Genomic DNA, 21244 nt, shown 5'->3' on the forward strand with positions numbered 1-21244 from the left:
CGCTATCAAATAATCTCTGTCACAAATAAACACAACTAAAAGCAACCGAATCAACGTAAGTGTGACGATGGTCACATTAAAAAGCGAAAATAAAGAGATCACACAAATTATTAGTATGGTTTGTATATTCCCGGAGGTGATTTAAAGTGGGCAGCTATCGGCGGGCGGTAATCGGAACAAACGTTGACTATTCGCTAACAACTGGCTGGCAATCTGTTGTGGCGCTTCAGAGCGTAGCTGACACAACACGCTGAACACATCAGCAGCCCGCTCGGGCCGGTTTGGCTGCCCCTGAAAACCGGCTAACGGCATATCTGGCGCGTCGGTTTCCAGCAGTAATGCGGAAAGAGGCAATGCGGCCATGACACTCCGGGTTTTCTGTGCCCGCACATAAGTAATGGTCCCACCCACACCAATATAATAACCCAAGCGAATAAATGCCTGCGCCTGCGCCAGGCTACCGGCGAAACCATGTACAACACCGGTGCGCGGCAACGCCGTTTTACGCAGCACCGAGGCTAATTGGTCATGGGAACGGCGAGAATGCAGAATAACGGGGAGATCATGCTGTTTAGCCAGCTTAAGTTGGGCCTGCAATAGCGCCAACTGGCGTGGTAACTGCGGCTCATCCATATAAAGATCCAGGCCAATTTCCCCCACGGCCACCAGCTTGTGAGTTTTGTTCGCCAGATAGGATACCAGTGTCGCCAAATCGGCCTCTTGATGTTGAGCGATATAAAGTGGATGCATGCCGAGTGCGGCAAAAAGGGGTGGATAGTTCGCAGCCAAGGCTAAAATACGGGGAAAATAAGCAGCACCCACCGCAGGAACAATCAATTGCCTGACATTCGCCTGAGCCGCAGTGACTAAACTGGCCGCTTCAGCACCACTGAATGGAGGGAAATCAAAGTGACAGTGGGTATCGATAAAATAAGCTTTATCGCTAAGATTCACTATCTGCTCACTCACTTCTACCATTAGACGGTATCACCTTTGTTTTTTGCCACACTGGCAGGCAAAATTATCTCTACTGGCAAGGGCTTTCTATTGGTATTCGTCGGAATAATCAACCCATTGTCACTCACACTCATCTGAGCCGGTAGGCCATAGTGAGTGGCGGTCACTGAATCCGCTGGTGTAATGATATCCGGCGTTTGAGTAATATCAAATGAAGAGTCATCAGTATCAATTAGCTCTGCCATATCATCTGGTTGATTAATATCTTGTGGCTGAATGATACGACGTGAAAGTGAAATCGAGGTTTTCTCCCCATTGATTCCAGCCTGATCCCGTTGATCTTGCGGTAATAGCCAGTGCCCGACGGTAGCCAAAAAATAGCGACCACAACGGCGGCCTAAATGATAATCACGATTTAGTGCCGCGACCCGGCTCCCCAGTGCATTACTGGCAAGTGGCTTAGGCGGAAAAATTTCGAAAATACGCAGGTCACCGGGCGGCTTTTCAATAAATTGCTGAATACGGTGATAGCTCTGCTCATGTTGCTGCATAATCCGCACCAGTTGTTGCAAACTGCTTTCACTCAGCCAATGTTCCATCCGCTTCATCCATTGCGGCGTGTAATAGGCCTGCGACGGTACAGTCCGAATCACCACAATAGTATCAGCGCCACGGCGGTAGGCTTCCTCCACCGGGATGGCATCACTGATGCCACCATCCTGATAACTGATCCCCCCCAAATCTACCCCCTGACGGTATAAACCAGGGATAGCACTGGACGCTTTAATGGTCGGCAGCCAGCTTTCTCGAGTGGGGGAAATATAGGTGGGTTCAAAATCATCACTACGGCAGGCACACATTAAGAATTCACGGCCATTGCGTAAATGCTCTTCAGCATGATCCATGGCCAGAGGCAACTGCTGGGATGTGATATCCACCAACCAGTCGAGATCAATTAAGTGGCCACCACGCACAAAACGTAATGGGTTAAAGAAATTAGCGGTGGTGGTGTAGCGGGTTATGACGCGGCGAGCGTAACCGGGTTGACCGCAGATAAAGGCAGATAGATTTTGTGCACCGGCAGAGGTGCCAATCATCAGATCAAAAGGGTTAAAGCGGGCGCGTTGAAATTCATCCAGCACACCGGCTGTAAAAATTCCCCGCTGCCCGCCTCCCTCACAAACCAACGCCATTTTTCCGGGTTGGTATGGTTTATAGGCGAGTGGCTCAATATTACCGAGCGTGATAGGTATTCTGTATCCCACCATCTATCCTTAATTCGTTACAACAGGTGCCGAGGATACCCCGTCTTACCCTTTGCTGTAACCCTCTCGCCTGACTAAAGGCGCTTACGGCCTGTAAACAGACTGATGAGGAATAGCACAATACCCACTACGAAGACGACTTTTGCGGCCCAGGCTGCCGTACCAGCTAGCCCACCAAAACCTAATGCCGCAGCGATTAAAGCAATAATCAAAAATATAATGCCCCAGCGAAACATAAGCCTCTCCTTCCCGTTTTAAAAAATGGCTTTCTACCCGTCATACTTCAAGCCGCAGGAGTGTTAGCTGCACTCAATCACCCGAATCACTTACTTGAGTAAGCTCATCGGTACTCACTCGCTTGCCGCCTTCCTGCAACTCGAATTATTTAGGGTATGTAAACTCGCGTTCAAAAATCACTCTTTAACAGTAGCGTATTTGACAGAAGTCGTATTATTTGGATTTGTGGATGAGTTATTTGGCTGACAAACTTATTAACGGGTATCCCGTGGGTTATTTTATTTCCCCACGAAATACCCATCAGCCGATAATAATTAAGGTTTGATGCTCAGATCATTTTTAACGCTTTTCACGCCATCAACGGCTTTAGCAATACTTTCAGCACGTTCGGACTGAGCTTTATTCTCAACACTACCTGATAACTGCACCACACCTTCGGTGGTTTCTACTTTCACTTTACGTGAGGGTACGATGTCATCAGCCAGCAATTTGGCTTTGATTGAACTGGTTGTTGCAGCATCGCCAGCATATTCACTGACTGATTGTGATTTCTGGTCTTTCACATGCAGCTTATCGCTGACAGATTTAACGCCTTCAACGTTTCCGGCAATTTCAACGGCAGTTTCAGCTTCAGCCTGAGAAGTCACAAAACCAGTCAGAGTGACCACACCATGGTTGGTTTCAACAGAGATATCAGTGCTTTTAAGAGATTTCTCTTCCAACAGAGCGCTTTTCACTTTAGCTGTTGCAGCGCTGTCACCCATGTAGTTATCGACTTTCTTCATGGAGCTATCGAGTTTCGCGCCGGTGCTGTCTACTACGTTGTTTGTCTTATTGAGCATGGTGTCTTCAGCGAACACGCTACCACTCATAAGTGCAGTACCTAAGACAATAGCCATCATTGAACGGGCAAATTTTGTATTTGTCATCGATTTCTTCCTTTGTCGTTATAAACCGTAAAGGGTTATGAAACTTAACTTGTTATAACACCCAAACTTACGGATTTTACGCCACCCAGAGAGGTGACCAGTTGATGAATACTTTACGATTACTACAGGTTATTTGACCTAAAATTGATGCACGTCAATCCTGCGTGTACCTATAAAGATAGAGCATCTCAGAATAAATACAGTCGGAATCGCCCTAAAGCCGGATTTTTATGATTAAGTAGGAGTTATCCTAAGGAGGAAATAGTGAAGACAATTAATGAATCGGGGTACCCTGTACCCCGATAGAGTGCGGCTTGGCGGGTGATTAATGTTCGCGAGTTTTACGGAAATTCACTTCCGGGTAACGTTCTTGCGTAATATTAAGATTTACCATCGTTGGGGCGATATAGCTCAAGTTATCACCACCATCTAATGCCAGATTAACCTCATTCTTACGTTTAAACTCTTCGAACTTCTTCACGTCATCACATTCAACCCAACGGGCAGTAGAGACGTTAACTGATTCATACACCGCTTCCACGTTGTATTCACTTTTCAGTCGTGAAGAGACCACTTCAAACTGTAGAACACCGACTGCGCCAACAATCAAATCGTTGTTGGTCAACGGGCGGAACACTTGCACCGCACCCTCTTCTGACAACTGAACCAGACCTTTTAGCAACTGCTTCTGTTTCAATGGATCACGCAGGCGAATGCGGCGGAACAATTCAGGGGCAAAGTTCGGTATGCCGGTGAACTTCATATCTTCACCCTGGGTGAAGGTATCGCCAATTTGAATGGTACCGTGGTTATGCAAGCCAATGATATCGCCAGCAAAAGCTTCTTCTACATGAGAACGGTCACCAGCCATAAAGGTCAGTGCGTCTGAAATTACTACGTCTTTCTTGGTTCGCACCTGACGCAGTTTCATCCCTTTCTCAAAACGGCCAGAAACCACCCGCATAAAGGCAACACGGTCACGGTGTTTCGGATCCATATTTGCCTGAATTTTGAAAACAAAACCGGTAAATTTGGGTTCAGCAGCAACCACTTCACGGGTATCGGTTTTACGTGGCATCGGGGCCGGAGCCCATTCAACCAAGCCATCCAACATATGATCGACGCCGAAGTTACCCAAAGCGGTACCGAAGAACACCGGCGTTAAGTCACCAGACAAGAAAGCATCATGCTCGAATTCATGAGAAGCCCCCTGTACCAGCTCCAGTTCCTGACGGAACTGTTTAGCCAAGTCCTCACCTACCGCTGCATCCAAGTCTGGGTTATTCAGCCCTTTGACGATGCGCACTTCCTGAATGGTGTGGCCTTTACCCGTCTGATAGAGATACGTTTCATCTTTATAAAGGTGGTAAACCCCTTTAAACAACTTACCGCAACCAATCGGCCAGGTGATTGGTGAACAAGCAATTTTCAGCTCACGTTCCACTTCATCCAGCACTTCCATCGGATCACGAATATCGCGGTCCAATTTGTTCATAAAAGTGAGGATTGGTGTATCACGCAGACGGGTTACTTCCATCAGCTTACGGGTTCGATCTTCAACCCCTTTTGCCGCGTCAATCACCATCAGACAGCAGTCCACGGCGGTCAGAGTACGGTAAGTGTCCTCGGAGAAGTCTTCATGCCCCGGGGTATCGAGTAAGTTAACCAGACAACCGCCATACGGAAATTGCATCACCGAGGTGGTGATGGAGATCCCGCGTTGCTTTTCCATTTCCATCCAGTCTGATTTGGCATGATGGCTTGAGCCACGGCCTTTTACCGTACCGGCGGTCTGAATTGCGTGTCCGAACAACAACACTTTTTCGGTAATGGTGGTTTTACCGGCATCGGGGTGGGAAATGATCGCGAAAGTACGTCTTTTCGCGACTTCCAGTGCGTATTCACTTGGAGACATAATTTGAGATTTCTACTTTTAAGCCGCCCTGCTCTGGGCCTCATATCCTATTGATATGCGGGTCAGGCAAAGCGAGGCATTGATTGTGGCGCTATACCCTGCTTATTGGAAATTGCAGCAGGCTTAGCGGCAACTCCTATCACGTCGGGTATAAGTGGCTATAGCGCGGTATTTTCTCTGATTTATGCGAGATAGACAATTTATTCAAGACAAACAGTCGTTATTCAAGACAAACAGTCATTATTCACGACCGACAATCGGCAAAACGGGGCTATCCCATCGGCAGCGCCATCATAATGGCATCTTCACGCCCATCGGCACTTGGGTAATAGTTGCGCCGCACAGAAACCTCGTTAAAGCCTAAGCTCTCATAGAGGGCGATAGCCCGTGCGTTTGAAGCCCGCACCTCAAGCCAGAGAGTGACGATATCACGTGTTGCCAACTGCTCAATCAGATGTTCAAGCAGTAAACGGCCATACCCCTGTCGCTGATAGTGCGGATCGATGGCGATATTAAACAGCGTCGCTTCATCCAACACCATTTGGGTAATGGCGAAACCGACCATTTGTTGACTGACACTCAACTTAAAATTGAGATAGCGCTCCCCTTGGTTACTGACCAGGGTTTTTTCCGTCCACGGGAAAGCGTGGCTGGCTTGCTCAATTTTGTACGCTGTGGCCAGATCGGCTGGCGTCAGGATAGAAATCTGCTTCATGGTGACAAATCTGCTGCCAAAGTGCGCGCTTAGCGCTCGCGTCTTGATAAAGTCCGGCCAATGCCGGGCTGTGTAACTGCGCGCCAGCGACCGCAAGCGGTTCACTGATGCCCAATCGCCAACTGTTGCACTGCGTATCTTCCGGCAACATTGCAACCCTGTCCGGCGTCAGTGCATAAGCCTGACGCGGCGTGAGACCCAAGCTGTGCAACACATCACACAACAGGGGATCATCATATTCAGGAAGCAGGTGTGCCACAATCAGCAGTCGGGTATCTTCGGGTAAACGAACTGCGATTTCACCCTGCAAGACGGCCGGGCGGCGCAATGTCCACTGCGTAATGCCTAGCTGTTGTAACAGCAAGTCTCGTCTTGATGCCATGCCATTTCCTGTCAGAGCGACCCGTATTTCGACGCTATGCTAGCAAACCCATCGAACATGCGCCAACAAACCTCTATAATCCCCGATCATATTATTAAGGAGCCAAAGACTGATGTCAGCATTAACCCCAGCCAGTGAAGTGATACTGCGCCATAGTGATGAATTTATAGCCCGCCATGTGTTGTTTGCCGGTGATTTACAAGATGCGCTGCCAGCGCAGTTTGATGCAGCCGGGGTACGGGTTCATACCAATCAATATCACCACTGGCAATTACTGAGCAATACGCTGGAAGAGAATGTGCAATTCGGTCTTTTGGCCACTGCCGACATAGTGGCTAACTGCGATACGCTGGTTTATTACTGGCCGAAAAGTAAACAGGAAGCCCAGTTCCAATTGGCTAATCTCCTTTCGTTATTGCCTGTCGGCACCGATATTTTTGTGGTGGGTGAGAACCGTAGTGGCGTGCGCAGTGCAGAAGAAATGTTATCTGAATTTGCGCAGTTGACTAAAATCGACAGCGCCCGCCGTTGCGGTCTGTACCATGGCCGGTTGGATAAACAGCCGGAATTTGATGCCGATGCCTGGTGGGAAAGTTACCAAGTGGGCGATGTGACAGTTAAAACATTGCCTGGCGTATTCAGCCGTGACTCGCTGGACTCCGGCAGCCATCTGTTACTGTCTACGTTCAGTGAGCCATTTAAAGGAAATGTGCTGGATGTCGGCTGTGGTGCAGGTGTGCTGGCCTCTGTATTGGCGCAGCAATCACCTAAAATCAAATGGACCCTGAGTGATGTCTCTGCGGCCGCTATTGAAGCCAGCCGAGCAACATTAGCGGTGAATAACATCGACGCGCAGGTGATTGCCAGCAATGTCTATTCCGACATTAAAGGCCGCTTCGAGATGATTATTTCGAATCCACCGTTCCATGATGGTATTCAAACCAGCCTGACTGCGGCGGAATTGTTGATCCGCGGCGCAACAGCTCACCTGCATGTCGGTGGTAAATTGCGGATAGTGGCGAACTCCTTCCTGCCTTACCCTGCACTGCTGGATGCGGCATTTGGCAGCCATGAAGTGCTGGCCCAGAATGGCCGTTTTAAGGTGTATCAGGCAACTGTCGGGCGTGCGCCACGAGACTCCAAGAAAAAACGTTAAAACTAGGCGTTAAGATGGGCCATCCCTTCCGCGCCGTAGCGTTCACCCGCTGCGGCATGGAACGGGAATACTGCATCCAGTGCTGCCAGCTCTTGCGGGCTGAGTGCCAGATCGAGTGCCGCCAGATTCTCTTCCAGATAAGCACGCCGTTTGGTCCCAGGGATTGGGACAATATATTTCCCCTGCGCCAATACCCAGGCCAGCGCCAGTTGAGAGGGTTTAACCCCTTTCGCGCGCGCCATTTCCACCACCGCATCGGCTAATACCAGATTCATGGCAAAATTATCCCCCTGAAAACGCGGGTTATGACGGCGAAAATCATCAGCAGCCAGATCTTCCGGGCGGCGTAACGCTCCGGTCAAAAAACCGCGCCCCAGAGGGCTATAAGCCACAAAACCCACACCTAACCGTTCGCAGGTCGCCAATACAGAGGATTCCACATCTCGTGTCCAAAGTGAGTATTCACTCTGTACTGCGGTAATTGGATGCACCTGATGGGCCTTCTCTAATGTTGCCGCTGAGACTTCACTCAAACCGATATAACGTATTTTACCGGCAGTGACCAAATCAGCCAGAGTGCCAATCACATCTTCAACCGGTACACTCGGGTCGCCACGATGCTGGTAATAAAGGTCAATAACATCAACACCCAACCGCTTCAGGCTACCGTCAACAGACTTACGAATATAATCAGGCTGGCTACTGACGCCCCGCACTGTCGGGTCAGTCGGATCACGTACAATACCAAATTTAGTGGCCAGAAAGACCTGATCACGTTTGCCTTTAATGGCGCGTCCAACCAACTCCTCATTGGTAAACGGGCCATACATGTCAGCGGTATCGAGTAAAGTCACCCCCAACTCCAGCGCGCGATGTAACGTCGCAATGGATTCATTCACGTCCTGATTGGTGGAGTAAAAGTCACTCATCCCCATGCAGCCAAGCCCCAGCGCTGAGACTAGCGGGCCATTCGAACCTAATTGACGTTGTTGCATTGTGATATTCCCCGTTAATGATGTCGGAAGAAAGTGTGGTTGTTTAGCGAGGAAAGATAAATAATGCAGATTGCTCATTACTGTTCAAAAAACACCAACAATGGACGAGTGCAATCATGGACCAAATACAAGCTATGCGGATATTTGTCCGTATTGTTGAATTAGGTAGCTTCAGTCGCGCGGCGGAGAAACTACAATTGCCCCGTGCAACGGTCAGCCATACCTTAAAACGGTTAGAGCAGCGCTTAGGCGTGCGTTTATTGGTGCGCACCACCCGGCAAGTGAATATCACCGCGGAAGGCACACTGTATTACCAGCGTTGTTTGCAATTACTGTCGGCGTTTGAAGAGGCTGACTCGCTGTTCAGCCATCAGCGGCTGCAACCGGAAGGGAAAGTACGCATTGATATGCCACATTCGCTAGCCCGCAATGTGGTTATCCCCGCACTAAATGACTTTTATCAGCGTTATCCCCATATCACGCTGATTCTCGGCGCGAATGACAGTACCATTGACCTGATGCGTGAAGGTGTCGATTGTGTTTTGCGTGCATGGCTGCCCCATGATGAACAATTAGCAGCACGTAATATTGGTCAGCAACCACAGATAACCTGTGCGTCACCAGCTTATCTCGCCAGATATGGTGTTCCACAGTCCCTCGACGACCTGGCCGGCCATCAAGCGGTGGGGTATTTCTCACAGATGAATGGCCGTGATTACCCATTAGAATTTGTTTATCAGGGGAAAGTTGAAAGCCGCACATTACCTGGTATCTTGAGTGTCAATGGTGCCGATGCTTATATCGCAGCCGGTGTCGCAGGCCTAGGATTGATTCAAGCTCCCACGCCAGGTATTCAGAGCCAATTAACCCAAGGCGAACTGATTGAGGTGTTGCCCCACTGTCCACCACCGGCCATGTCGCTGTTTATTATGTTCCCTGCGGGGCGTTTTCTTGCCCCTAGAGTAAGAGTGCTGATTGACTGGCTGATTGAACTGTTTTCCGATTATCCACAGTTATCACCAACACAACCAAGCGGGCGTTAAAAACTAAAAATACTTCTGTAATCAAATCAATTGCTCAACATATGATGCTTTTTACAGCAAACGTCCCGCTTAGGGGAAATAAGTATTGACCTGAACGCGAAAATCTCTAGAATTCGCCTCCGTAGTTGCTTTATAAAAGTGATGTTCCGGTACGCGATGGTGGCGGAATTGGTAGACGCGCTAGCTTCAGGTGTTAGTGTTCTTACGGACGTGAGGGTTCAAGTCCCTCCCTTCGCACCAAACATACTTTTCTTGGCGATTCGTAGTATATCCCCAAAGTAATTGGTATTGCAGGCAGCAAACAAACCCAGATAGGCTTACTCCGGTAAGTGATTGAGGTTTAATAGCCTGTGGCTTCAAGTACGAGGGGAGATTTATATTGCACAGCACATGCGATGGTGGCGGAATTGGTAGACGCGCTAGCTTCAGGTGTTAGTGTTCTTACGGACGTGAGGGTTCAAGTCCCTCCCTTCGCACCAAGCTGGTGATATAAATCCTAAGCTTTACTTTTTTAAGATATACCCAAAATAATTCGAATTGCAGAAAGGCGGCAAACGAGTGAACTCCCAAGAGCTTACACCAGTAAGTGACTGGGGTGAACAAAGGCAGCCAACGCACATGTAGTTTGAAGTATGACGGATATAGCAGTAAGAAATCATTTGGGCGATGGTGGCGGAATTGGTAGACGCGCTAGCTTCAGGTGTTAGTGTTCTTACGGACGTGAGGGTTCAAGTCCCTCCCTTCGCACCACAATGATTTCAAAAGCACAGTAATACCTCTCTTCTGGCAAGACCCCTTCCTAAAATACACGTAAATACCTGTAATACAGAAAATTCAGCCAATGCTATTGGGTTCAATGCATCCCACTGTGCATTAACACCGCCATCAGTCCACCCAACAGCGCCAGACATGATGGCAGCAATAAGAAATGCCGTAACCGCGCGTGATACAACATGCTAACCGTGGCTAGCATGGCGAGCACAATCAGGATACGTAACTGACCGACGGTGATATCAGCCCATCCCAAAACCGGTAGTAAAGCAAAAGGCAGCAATATTCCCCAACCACTAGACATACCACGGCTCAATAACCCACTGATCCCACACCAGCGATAAGCGGCTAATCTGGCTGTAATCATAACAACGGCCCCAATTGATAATGATAACCAATATCATATATCACTCTATCGTAGTCTGCACTATGAAGTTGTTAGCAGCGGACAGACAGCGACAACATCAAGTTAAGAAACATCATGATGACAGGCTGAAACAAAAATGGTAATTTTGGTTAAGAAAATTCCTAAAACGATACTAAAACGCTTCAAACAAAAATAATTACTAAGAAAAACTATTTATCGTGATGCCTAAATAATAGGGCTTCATGAGGATATTGTTTATTTGTCTACTGACAGCACGACATTATGCAGAGTGAATTGAATATGAATAGCCATTCCTACGATCAGCTTCTGAAAAGTAAGCATCGGCTCTCTTTACTGCTTTTTTTATTTCTTAATGCGTCGTCTTCTATTTTTAGTATGATATTACCGTCACCTGAAACGCCAGCAGTGACATTACCGATAGTACTGATCACGGTTATCAGCCTGAGCGCAGCAACTTATCTGATTTTTATTTCGAAGAATTATGCCAATAAACTGAATTTATTTTCAATAATCATGGGCGTGCTTTGGGCCTGGCAAATCATTCTTAAATACGAATATTTGGGTAATAATGAAAATAACTACTTACTACTCAGCCTGTTTACGATTTTCTTTATCAGCACCATAGCCCTGTCTGATAATTTCCTTGCTTTTTGTCTACACAGTGCACCAGCAGCATTAACCGTTATTTTACTCGACGATTTTCAAAATATTTTCCGTATTGTATTCACCATCATGCTGCCACTGATTGGTTTCTCCTTACATCATTTGATGCTACGTCGTAGCGATGACTTTACCCGAAAACTTGTCGCACGCCTTTATAATGAAAGGGAAAAATTCAGTGATTTAAGCATGATAGACCCCTTAACCAGTTTGTATAATCGCCGGGGTCTGGAGAATAAACTTGAAACACTACTGGCTCAGTCTCCCGGCAATCATTACGTATTGTTGCTCGATATCGACCATTTTAAAGCTTATAACGATAACTATGGTCACACGATGGGGGATCAAGCACTGGTACGTGTTGCGGCGGCTATCCGTGATGCTGTTCGTTCACGGGATATCGTGGTGCGCTACGGCGGCGAAGAGTTTTTAGTGTTACTGACTCATGTGAGTGAAGAGTATGCAAGCCAGCTTGCTGAGCGCGTGCGCCAACGGGTTTTAGGACTTGATATTCCACATGTTTTTAACCATAAAGTTTCTACAACCGTGACATTGAGCGCAGGTATTTCTCCTCTGCAAGCCTATGATCTGGCCTCCTCGCTTAAAGCCGCGGATGAAGCACTTTACCGGGCCAAAAAAGATGGCCGGAATAAAGTTGCCTTTGCCGGAGAGAAATTATCAAACGTTGAATCGTCACCTTGATTAAATGACGCGGTACAAACTCAATTATTATTTTCATCGATAATGGTTGAGTTTAATACTGCGATATTATATTTCACTTTCATTATGTTATTAAACCTTGTCATTGCATCTAAAAAAAATAAATCACTAGCTCATCTGCTGGCAGATAACATCTATTTAAGCGAATCATCCTTCCGCACAGTTGAACATAATTAGCGTTTAAAACTGTAAATTGCGCTATTACCCCCAGTTCAAATACCCATCCATCATCCAGGCAATGTTGCTCAATGTCTCAGGGTAATCTGGCCCATATTCGTATATCACAATACATGTACAATAATGATTATCATTTATAGAAAGAAAAACCATGCAGGAAGAGTATTGCGAATCAGGGTCTGGAGCTTATCACTGTTTTTTACTATAACGGATTATTTTGTTGCTTTGCTAAACCGATTCTTCTACTTTTAGCAGCAAATAGGATTGAAGAAAACAGGGGTTTATCATGGAAAATACCATTTGGGTTTTAGGTGATGCTGTAATTGATTTAGTTCCTGAAAATTCAAATAATTACCTTAAGTGTCCAGGTGGTGCACCTGCCAATGTGGCGGTCGGCATCGCCCGATTGGGCGGTAAAAGTGCCTTTATTGGCCGGGTTGGGCAAGACAGTTTTGGTCGTTTTATGCAGCAGATATTACAACAGGAAAACGTCGATACCCACGCGATGACACAGGATCCGCTGCACCATACCTCTACAGTTGTGGTGGATTTAGATGAGCATGGCGAACGCACTTTTACATTTATGGTGACACCGAGTGCCGATCTATTCTTACAACCAGATGATTTACCTGAATTTAAAAACAATCAGTGGCTGCATTTGTGCTCTATTGCCTTAAGCCAAGAGCCGAGCCGTAGTGCCGCCTTTGAGGCGATGCGCCGTATGAAAGCCGACGGTGGTTGGGTCAGCTTTGATCCCAATATCCGTGCCGATATCTGGCGCGAACCACAAGCGTTGCTCCCCTGTCTGCAACAGGCGCTGTTATTGGCCGATGTAGTGAAACTGTCGTTGGAAGAACTGAACTTTATCTGCCCAGATCAGGATATTGCTGGCGCAATGGAACAGTTGATGGCCGACTATTGCTGCAAATTGCTACTGGTAACACTGGGTGCCAATGGCGTTTGGGTGCATAACCGCCATCGTCTGCAAAAATACCCGAGTAGGAAAATCACCCCAATAGACACGACTGGCGCGGGTGATGCCTTTGTCGCTGGGTTGCTGACAGCATTGGCACGGCTACCAAATTGGCATTTAGGTGCAGATCTCACCGCCGCCATCGATCAGGCGCAAGCCTGTGGTGCTTTAGCCACCAGCGCTAAAGGAGCAATGACTGCGTTACCTAATGCTCAACAGTTGCGGCATTTTCTCCAACCCGACCACTAACTGCATAAATCCTCTTCCGCATAAACCATTTAGGATGTCGCCTTTGACAGGCAGGCAGGTATCCGTCCCTCCTCCTACCTGTCACTCTTTTTGCTAAACACCCAGCATGTTAGCGCCTGCTACATGCATTATCGCGCGCGCCCTCTTCCTGCTCATCGCCTTATTCGTCTCAAAAAGTCATGCACTTTGCAGTCTGGATCACAATAGCTGAATCGGGTTAGCAAAATGTTTTGCTAATCCCAAAGGATCCCCCTTATGTTAGCCATGAAAAACCGGTTTAGCTGTTTAGCATAAATACAATCAATCACATACCGAGTGATATAAAATGATGATAAAACCAAGCTATCTTGCTGTATCAATAGGACTTATCCTTTCTTGTGCAGCGACAACCACCTCTGCAGCCTCACCCTCGTCTTCCTCAAACATGGATATTGAAGCCCGCCTCAATGCGTTGGAGCAACGATTACAACAAGCGGAACAGCGGGCAAAAAATGCAGAAACACGCGCCGAAATTGCCGAAAAACAGGCACAAAAGCTGGAAACTCGAACGCGTCAGGCAGAAGAAAAGACCGTTCAGGTGGCTAAGCGCACAGATAAACTGGAAAGCAAAACACAGGATGGCAACGGTTTTGAGTTTCATGGTTATGCCCGTTCCGGCCTGCTAATGAACGACTCTGGCACCGGCACCCAAGGTGGCCCGTATGTTACGCCAGCCGGCAGTACCGGAGGGGCAGTTGGCCGCTTGGGTAATGAGACAGAAACTTATGTTGAAGTCAATTTGGAGAAAAAGCAGAAGCTGGATAACGGTGCCACCACCCGCTATAAAGTGATGCTGGCTGATGGTCAGCGCAGCTATAACGACTGGACAGCCGACAGCAGTGACCTCAATGTGCGCCAGGCATTTGTCGAACTTGGCACCTTGCCAACCTTTAACGGTATTTTTAAAGACAGTACATTGTGGGCCGGTAAACGTTTCGATCGCGATAACTTCGATATTCACTGGCTGGATTCCGACGTGGTATTCCTTGCCGGTACCGGTGGCGGTATTTATGACATCAAATGGACCGATAACCTGAAGAGTAACTTCTCGTTATATGGCCGTAATTATGGTGAGATCGAGAATGTTAATAGCGATATCCAAAGCTATATTTTCACTGCCAATAACTATAGCGGCCCCTTCCAGTGGATGGTGAGCGGGTTGCGCGCCAAAGATAATGAGGCGCGCCAAAATAGCGGTGAAGCCGTTAATACTAATGCCACAGATAAAGGTATTCACAGCATGTTGGCCTATCACGGTGACAGCTTCTATGGGCTACGTGATGGTACGTCAAAAACCGCGCTGCTGTACGGCCATGGTTTAGGGGCTGAAGTAAAATCTATCGGGTCCGATGGCAACTTAACCAGCAGCGCAGATACCTGGCGTTTGGCGACTTACGGCACCACCGCATTAAGTAAAAACTGGAGTCTAGCCCCAGCAATATTGGCGCAACAAAGTAAGGATCGTTATGTCTCGGGCGATAGCTATAAGTGGATAACATTCAACACCCGCCTGATTCAGGAAATCACCGAGAACTTTGCATTAGCTTATGAAGGTAGTTATCAGTACATGAATCTGGATCCGCAGGGCTATAAGGATTATCACAAAGTCAGTGGTGGTTTCTATAAATTGACCTTCGCCCCAACCTTTAAAGCTGGTGATATCAGTAATTTCTTCAGCCGACCAGAAATACGGGTGTTCGCCACCTATATGGATTGGAGCCAAGATCTGGATAACTACGCCAAGGATGATTCCTTCGGTAAAGATGGTTTTGCCGCCGGTGGGCAATGGAACTTTGGTATCCAAATGGAAACCTGGTTCTAACTATTACGCACCGCGGTAATCACGACGAATACCGCCTGCTGCCGTGACGATCCTCGGCATGCAGGAATCAAAATAAATTTGCGAGGGATATCATGAATATCAATGAGACCGTAACGGCTCTGCTCCCATTGCTTGGTGGTAAAGAGAATATCGTCAGTGCTGCACACTGCGCCACTCGCCTGCGCTTGGTTCTGGCAGATGATTCTTTAGTGCAAAAATCAGCGGTAGAAAAACTCGATGGCGTTAAGGGCTGCTTCAGCAATGCCGGGCAGTTACAGGTGATTTTCGGTACCGGGTTGGTCAATAAAGTTTATGCCGAATTTATCAAGGTAGCGGGTGTAAACGAAGCCAGTAAATCTGAAGCTGCCGCTGTGGCGGCGCGTAAACTCAATCCGTTCCAGCGCATTGCCCGCCTGCTATCCAATATTTTTGTCCCGATCATTCCGGCAATCGTGGCGTCCGGCCTGTTAATGGGCTTGCTCGGCATGGTAAAAACCTATGGCTGGGCCGATGCTGACAGCGCGCTGTTTATCATGCTGGATATGTTCAGCTCCGCTGCCTTTATCATTCTACCTATCTTGATTGGTTTCACCGCGGCCAAAGAATTTGGCGGTAACCCGTATCTGGGGGCAACACTGGGCGGCATTTTGACGCACCCAGCGCTAACCAATGCCTGGGGGGTGGCGGGCGGTTTCCATACTATGAATTTCTTCGGTATGGAGGTGGCGATGATTGGCTATCAGGGCACAGTATTCCCGGTGCTACTGGCAGTGTGGTTTATGAGTATGTTGGAAAAACGCCTGCGCAAAGTGATACCTGATGCGCTGGACCTGATCCTCACACCGTTTTTGACCGTAATCATTACCGGTTTTGTCGCGCTGTTATTTATCGGCCCTGCCGGGCGAGTATTGGGTGATGGGATCTCGCTGGTACTTAGCACACTGATAACCCATGCTGGCTGGCTGGCCGGGTTACTGTTCGGCGGGCTTTATTCCGTGATAGTGATAACCGGCATCCATCATAGCTTCCACGCCATCGAGGCCGGGCTATTGGGTAATCCGAATATCGGGGTCAATTTCTTGTTACCTATCTGGTCAATGGCAAACGTGGCGCAAGGCGGAGCCTGCCTGGCAGTCTACTTTAAAACCCGCGATGCTAAAATTAAAGCCATCGCCATCCCATCGGCATTTTCTGCCATGCTGGGTATTACCGAAGCGGCAATTTTCGGGATTAATCTGCGCTTTATCAAACCCTTCCTTGCTGCACTGGCAGGTGGTGCATTAGGAGGCGCTTGGGTCGTCGCGAATCATGTCAATATGACTGCGGTGGGCTTAACCGGTATCCCGGGCATCGCTATCGTACAAGGCAATTCAATTGTTAATTATCTGATTGGATTGGTTATTGCATTTGGCGCTGCATTTATTATCTCTCTACTGCTTAAGTACAAAACGGACAGCGAATAATGCAAGAAGTCAGTTTGCTAAAACAACTTACGCTGGCAGTGATGCGTGGCCAAATCCGCGCATCGCGTGACCCTCATCGGCCAGGCTGGCACCTGGCCCCCAGTGTCGGGCTGCTGAATGATCCCAACGGGTTTATTTATCATGCTGGCTATTATCATTTGTTCTATCAATGGAACCCGTTAGATTGCCGCCACGGCAGTAAATACTGGGGCCATTGGCGTAGTGCCGATCTGATTCATTGGGAACATCAGCCTGTCGCATTGGTGCCCAGTGAAGAATATGAAAGCCACGGCTGCTACTCAGGTTCTGCCGTTATTGCTGATGACCGAATCACGCTGATTTACACCGGTAATGTGAAATATCCTGATGGCTCGCGCACCGCATTCCAATGTCTGGCACAGGAGAATGAGCGAGGGGAATACGACAAATTAGGACCAGTGCTCCCATTACCTGCGGGCTATACCGGCCATGTTCGCGACCCGAAAGTCTGGCAGCACGACGGTCAGTGGTACATGGTTTTAGGCGCGCAAGATAAGCAACTGCAAGGGAAAGTGCTGCTATTACGCTCCGATGATTTACGTAAATGGCATAATCTGGGTGAAATTGCCGGTTCTGGTCTGGGCGGATTAGGCCCGTTTGGCTATATGTGGGAATGCCCTGACATATTCAGGTTAGCGGATCAGGAGGTGCTGATTTTCTGCCCGCAGGGCATCGCTGCTGAAGCAGAGCGTTATCGTAATACCTTCCAGGCTGGCTATTTACTGGGCCAATTGGATTATACCAAGGCAGCATTCAACCATCAGGCGTTCCACGAACTGGATCTCGGCTTCGAATTCTACGCGCCACAAACCACGCTGGCCGCAGATGGCCGCCGCCTGTTATTCGCCTGGATGGGCATCCCGGATGAAGATGAGTTTTATCAACCCACCGTAGCCCATGGTTGGATCCATACCATGACCTGCCCACGAGAGCTGAGTCTGGTTGACGGCAAAGTCATTCAACGACCCGCGCGTGAATTGCAGGCATTGCGCCGTGAACATCGTCAGTGGCAAGGTCGTGCTCAACAGGCACCGGCACTCTCCATCCGCAGTGCTGAAATGATAGTCGAGGTTAGTGCGCCATTTATCCTCGAATTAGGCGATGAAATGATGCTGATATGGGATGGTGAACGTATCACACTAAGCCGCCGCAATCTGCGTACCGGGCTGCAAGAGTTCCGTTATTGGCGCGGTCAATTGCAGCAGTTACAACTGCTCTGCGATAGTTGCAGCATAGAGATATTTATCAATCAGGGAGAGGCGGTAATGACTACATGCTACTTCCCGACTGAAGACCCGATAGCAATCTTTAACGGAAATGCTGAACTGTGTCTGCAACACTGGTTGTTGTCTTCGCCCATGTTAGAATGAACTATCTTTCAAGGCGACAGATTCACTCAGTGAAAAACAATAACCTGTGAAAAATCATAAACGAATTACCATTAACGATATTGCCAAACTGGCTGGTGTGTCGAAATCGACCACCAGTTTGGTGCTCAATGGGCGTAGCAAGGAGTATCGTGTTTCCGATGAAACGCGGGATCGTATTATTGCCTTGGCCAACGAACATAACTATCAACCGAGCTTCCATGCCCGCTCGCTACGCTCAACCCGCAGCCACACCATAGGATTGGTGGTCCCGGAGATGACCAACCACGGTTTTGCCCTGATTTCACGTGAGCTGGAGATGCTGTGTCGCGAAGCCGGATTACAGCTACTTATTGCTTGTACCGATGAAAACCCCGGTCAGGAAATGATGGCGGTCAATAGCCTGGTACAACGTCAGGTCGATGGCCTGATTGTCGCCTCCAGCCAGCTCAATGACAGCGAATATCAAAAGATCAATGCCCGCCTGCCAGTGGTGCAGATGGATCGATTAATTGGTGAATCAGAGTTGCCGCTGGTTATCACTGACTCGGTAGCCTCCACCGCCATACTGGTTGAAAACGTTGCCCGCCAACATCCTGATGAGTTTTATTTTCTTGGTGGTCAGCCACGCATCTCCCCTACTCGCGATCGGCTGGCTGGCTTTCAGCAGGGGCTACAACAGGCAGGGGTTACCTGCCGCCCCGAGTGGGTCCTAAATGGCCATTACCTGCCCAGTTCCGGTTATGAAATGATTGCCCAACTCTGTGCACAATTAGGCCGCCCACCTAAAGCGGTGTTTACTGCCGCCTGCGGGCTGTTGGAAGGTGTACTGCGCTATCTCAATCAGCATCAATTAATGGACAGTGAGATTCATTTATGCAGTTTTGACGATCACTATCTGTTTGATTGCCTGCCGTTGAAAATAGATACCATCGCACAAGATTGCCAAGGGCTGGCACGCCACAGCTTTGAGATGATCACCAGCTTGATTGCTGAATCGGCACTGGCGCAAAATCAACTGATTCTGCCAGGGCAGATCCATTGGCGCCATCCGGGTTCTAAGGCGCTTAATGAGCAACACTGAACCGGTGACCACCCCTGCATTAGCCGACTCCTGGCGGCGCTGCCAAAAATTGATGCAAGCCCACCAATGGCGAGTACCTCACCGGGCCGTGGGTGCGACGTTCCAGTCAATTTGTCAGCGCAAAAATGACTTGCTGGTATTAGGTCAGGCGGCATTGGAAGATGCTTACGAATATATGGAATCACGCCCTTGTGCGCTGCTGATTCTGGATGAAAGTGGCTGTACTCTATGGAAATGCGGGCATCCACAAACGATAAGTCAGCTACAGGCATTAGGGATTGATTGCGGCAGTTATTGGGCAGAAGGGCTAATGGGTACCAATGCCCCGGCGCTGGCAATTGCTGAAGGCAACCCGATACAAGTCAGTGGCCAGCAGCATTTTAAACAGGCGCTGCATCCGTGGCGCTTTTGCGCTACTCCGGTGTATGACAACAGTGGCCGCCAACGGGCGGTCATTGTTTTAGGTAGCCTGCTCACCGAACATGCGGCAAGTGATTTGCCTCTGACATTGGCTATCGCCCGCGAAATTGGCAATTATCTCCACGCAGATAGCTTATTAGCAGAAACTAACCGTCATCTGAATGAACTCAATGCCCTACTCGATGGTGTGGACGATGGTGTCATGGCATGGGACCAACGCGGTTGCCTGCTGTATCTCAATCGTCGTGCTGCGGCTATTTTACAACTAGATGAAACCAGTAGCCTCGGCAAGCCGGTCACAGATTTGCTGACCTTACCCTCCTTACTGACCCACGCCATTTTACACCGTAATCCCCTCAGCCACGTCGAGGTGACCTTTGAGAATCAGCAGCAATTTATTCCGGCTCTCTTAACCCTCAAACCCATCCCAGATGGTAACCGCTGCGGCTTTATTGCATTACTCCATCCACAAGAATTACTGCGGCAAATGGTGCACAACCAATTAGGGGGGGCTAATTGTACTTTTGATGATATGCCGGTTGCTTCACTAGAAATGCGCCGCCTGGTGCGTTATGGCAAGCAGGCTGCCAAAGGTCGGCATCCGATTTTACTGCACGGGGAAGAAGGGGTCGGTAAACAGCAGTTGGGGCAAGCAATCCATAATGCCAGCAATCGCGCCGATGGCCCTTATATCGTCTTAAATTGTCAGGCATTGCCACAAAATTTCATGGCGCGAGAATTTCTTGGTAGTGATGCCAGTGAAGGGGAATCCGGCCAACCCAGCAAATTTGAACTGGCTAACGGTGGCACCTTATATCTGGAACAAGTTGAATATCTGTCGCCGGAAATGCAGTCAGCTCTGCTGCAAATCGTCAAAACTGGCATGGTAATGCGGGTCAACTCTAATCGGGTGATCCCAGTCGATGTCCGGATTATTACCGCCACCGGGGCAGATTTGCCCTTATTGGTTAAACAAGGGCGTTTTCGCCGCCAGCTATTTTATACCCTACAATCTTTCGAATTACATATTCCACCACTGCGTCAGCGTCAACAGGATATCCCCCCACTGGTACAGCATACATTGGCAAGCATTGGGCAACATTTCCACTGCCAATACCAGCCAGATGAGAGTGTTATCCGTCAGTTATGCCAATACCCATGGCCCGGGAATGATCAGGAACTGAAAAGTGTGGTGGAGCGGGCCGCCATGGCTTGCCGCAATAACCGCATTAACCTCAATGATTTGCCAGAGCATCTACTGGGGGAAAGGCTGTTATTAGAACCGGAGATGCCGCAACCTCAGCCTGTCTTATCACTACAAGAATTAGAAAGACAGGCCATTATTCGTGCGGCACTGGTGTGCCAAGGTCAGCTAAATGAAATGGCGACCTTATTAGGGATAGGCCGCACAACCTTATGGCGAAAAGTAAAACTTCATCGGCTGGATATCAGCCAATTTAAGGGTGGCGAGTCATAAT

The 21244-nt window shown here is 48.5% G+C and carries 18 protein-coding genes and 3 tRNA genes; 12 read left to right on the forward strand and 9 right to left on the reverse strand.

Annotated features, from left to right (window positions below; genetic code table 11):
* Positions 1–141: 141 nt before the first annotated feature.
* From V2A84_RS15885 to V2A84_RS15915, 7 genes are all read right to left on the reverse strand, one after another.
* Positions 142–978: a TatD family hydrolase gene (locus V2A84_RS15885; RefSeq protein ID WP_372568643.1), complete on the reverse strand. Its 837-nt coding sequence runs from the start codon at positions 976–978 to the stop codon at positions 142–144.
* Positions 978–2225: a patatin-like phospholipase family protein gene (locus V2A84_RS15890; RefSeq protein ID WP_083160694.1), complete on the reverse strand. Its 1248-nt coding sequence runs from the start codon at positions 2223–2225 to the stop codon at positions 978–980. Before V2A84_RS15890 ends, V2A84_RS15885 begins: the two co-directional genes overlap by 1 nt.
* A gap of 71 nt (positions 2226–2296) precedes the next feature.
* Positions 2297–2458: a DUF1328 domain-containing protein gene (locus V2A84_RS15895; RefSeq protein WP_004876076.1), complete on the reverse strand. Its 162-nt coding sequence runs from the start codon at positions 2456–2458 to the stop codon at positions 2297–2299.
* Between the two features lie 315 nt (positions 2459–2773).
* Positions 2774–3388, reverse strand: coding sequence for a molecular chaperone OsmY (gene osmY, locus V2A84_RS15900; protein ID WP_083160696.1), 615 nt, complete (start codon positions 3386–3388; stop codon positions 2774–2776).
* Positions 3389–3713: 325 nt separating this feature from the next.
* The gene (prfC, locus tag V2A84_RS15905; protein ID WP_005191790.1) at positions 3714–5303 is read right to left on the reverse strand and encodes a peptide chain release factor 3; all 1590 of its coding nucleotides are present in this window, start codon (positions 5301–5303) and stop codon (positions 3714–3716) included.
* Positions 5304–5574: 271 nt separating this feature from the next.
* On the reverse strand, positions 5575–6018 hold the full coding sequence (gene rimI / locus V2A84_RS15910; RefSeq protein WP_083160698.1) for a ribosomal protein S18-alanine N-acetyltransferase: 444 nt from the start codon (positions 6016–6018) through the stop codon (positions 5575–5577).
* Positions 5963–6400: a DNA polymerase III subunit psi gene (locus V2A84_RS15915; protein WP_083160700.1), complete on the reverse strand. Its 438-nt coding sequence runs from the start codon at positions 6398–6400 to the stop codon at positions 5963–5965. The genes rimI and V2A84_RS15915 overlap by 56 nt, the downstream gene beginning before the upstream one ends.
* A gap of 112 nt (positions 6401–6512) precedes the next feature.
* Between V2A84_RS15915 and rsmC the strand changes: the two genes are divergently transcribed.
* Positions 6513–7556, forward strand: a complete 1044-nt coding sequence (gene rsmC, locus V2A84_RS15920; protein WP_442848957.1) for a 16S rRNA (guanine(1207)-N(2))-methyltransferase RsmC — start codon at positions 6513–6515, stop codon at positions 7554–7556.
* A 2-nt stretch (positions 7557–7558) separates the two neighbouring features.
* Here the strand turns inward: rsmC and V2A84_RS15925 are convergent, their stop codons facing one another.
* On the reverse strand, positions 7559–8551 hold the full coding sequence (locus V2A84_RS15925) for an aldo/keto reductase (RefSeq protein WP_083160704.1): 993 nt from the start codon (positions 8549–8551) through the stop codon (positions 7559–7561).
* Between the two features lie 116 nt (positions 8552–8667).
* On the opposite strand from V2A84_RS15925, the gene V2A84_RS15930 reads away from it, so the two are divergent.
* The 4 genes from V2A84_RS15930 to V2A84_RS15945 all read left to right on the forward strand — a co-directional run bounded on the left by V2A84_RS15930 (position 8668) and on the right by V2A84_RS15945 (position 10344).
* Positions 8668–9594 carry a LysR family transcriptional regulator gene (locus tag V2A84_RS15930; RefSeq protein ID WP_083160706.1) on the forward strand — a complete coding sequence of 309 codons (927 nt, stop codon included), beginning with the start codon at positions 8668–8670 and terminating at the stop codon, positions 9592–9594.
* Positions 9595–9747: 153 nt separating this feature from the next.
* Positions 9748–9834: transfer RNA gene (locus V2A84_RS15935), tRNA-Leu, on the forward strand.
* A 152-nt stretch (positions 9835–9986) separates the two neighbouring features.
* Positions 9987–10073: transfer RNA gene (locus tag V2A84_RS15940), tRNA-Leu, on the forward strand.
* Between the two features lie 184 nt (positions 10074–10257).
* A tRNA-Leu gene (locus tag V2A84_RS15945) sits at positions 10258–10344 on the forward strand.
* A gap of 103 nt (positions 10345–10447) precedes the next feature.
* Here the strand turns inward: V2A84_RS15945 and V2A84_RS15950 are convergent.
* Positions 10448–10732 carry a DUF1435 domain-containing protein gene (locus tag V2A84_RS15950; protein WP_193784732.1) on the reverse strand — a complete coding sequence of 95 codons (285 nt, stop codon included), beginning with the start codon at positions 10730–10732 and terminating at the stop codon, positions 10448–10450.
* A 282-nt stretch (positions 10733–11014) separates the two neighbouring features.
* Between V2A84_RS15950 and V2A84_RS15955 the strand changes: the two genes are divergently transcribed.
* The 7 genes from V2A84_RS15955 (at position 11015) to dhaR (ending at position 21243) form a co-directional block, all read left to right on the forward strand.
* Complete coding sequence (locus V2A84_RS15955) at positions 11015–12115, forward strand: GGDEF domain-containing protein (protein ID WP_083160708.1); 1101 nt, start codon at positions 11015–11017, stop codon at positions 12113–12115.
* A gap of 481 nt (positions 12116–12596) precedes the next feature.
* Positions 12597–13532, forward strand: a complete 936-nt coding sequence (locus V2A84_RS15960; protein WP_083160711.1) for an aminoimidazole riboside kinase — start codon at positions 12597–12599, stop codon at positions 13530–13532.
* 325 nt (positions 13533–13857) lie between these two features.
* The gene (locus V2A84_RS15965) at positions 13858–15393 is read left to right on the forward strand and encodes a carbohydrate porin (RefSeq protein ID WP_083160713.1); all 1536 of its coding nucleotides are present in this window, start codon (positions 13858–13860) and stop codon (positions 15391–15393) included.
* A 92-nt stretch (positions 15394–15485) separates the two neighbouring features.
* Positions 15486–16856 carry a sucrose-specific PTS transporter subunit IIBC gene (locus V2A84_RS15970; RefSeq protein ID WP_032907263.1) on the forward strand — a complete coding sequence of 457 codons (1371 nt, stop codon included), beginning with the start codon at positions 15486–15488 and terminating at the stop codon, positions 16854–16856.
* Positions 16856–18265: a glycoside hydrolase family 32 protein gene (locus tag V2A84_RS15975; RefSeq protein WP_442848958.1), complete on the forward strand. Its 1410-nt coding sequence runs from the start codon at positions 16856–16858 to the stop codon at positions 18263–18265. The genes V2A84_RS15970 and V2A84_RS15975 overlap by 1 nt, the downstream gene beginning before the upstream one ends.
* Before the next feature lie 46 nt (positions 18266–18311).
* Positions 18312–19346, forward strand: a complete 1035-nt coding sequence (locus V2A84_RS15980; RefSeq protein ID WP_083160718.1) for a LacI family DNA-binding transcriptional regulator — start codon at positions 18312–18314, stop codon at positions 19344–19346.
* A complete protein-coding gene (dhaR, locus tag V2A84_RS15985; RefSeq protein WP_083160720.1) occupies positions 19333–21243 on the forward strand; it encodes a dihydroxyacetone kinase operon transcriptional regulator DhaR in 1911 nt (636 codons plus the stop codon). Before V2A84_RS15980 ends, dhaR begins: the two co-directional genes overlap by 14 nt.
* Position 21244: the final 1 nt, after the last annotated feature.

It is taken from the genome of Yersinia sp. 2553 StPb PI (genome assembly GCF_052217105.1).
Taxonomy (GTDB): Bacteria; Pseudomonadota; Gammaproteobacteria; order Enterobacterales; family Enterobacteriaceae; genus Yersinia; species Yersinia enterocolitica_E.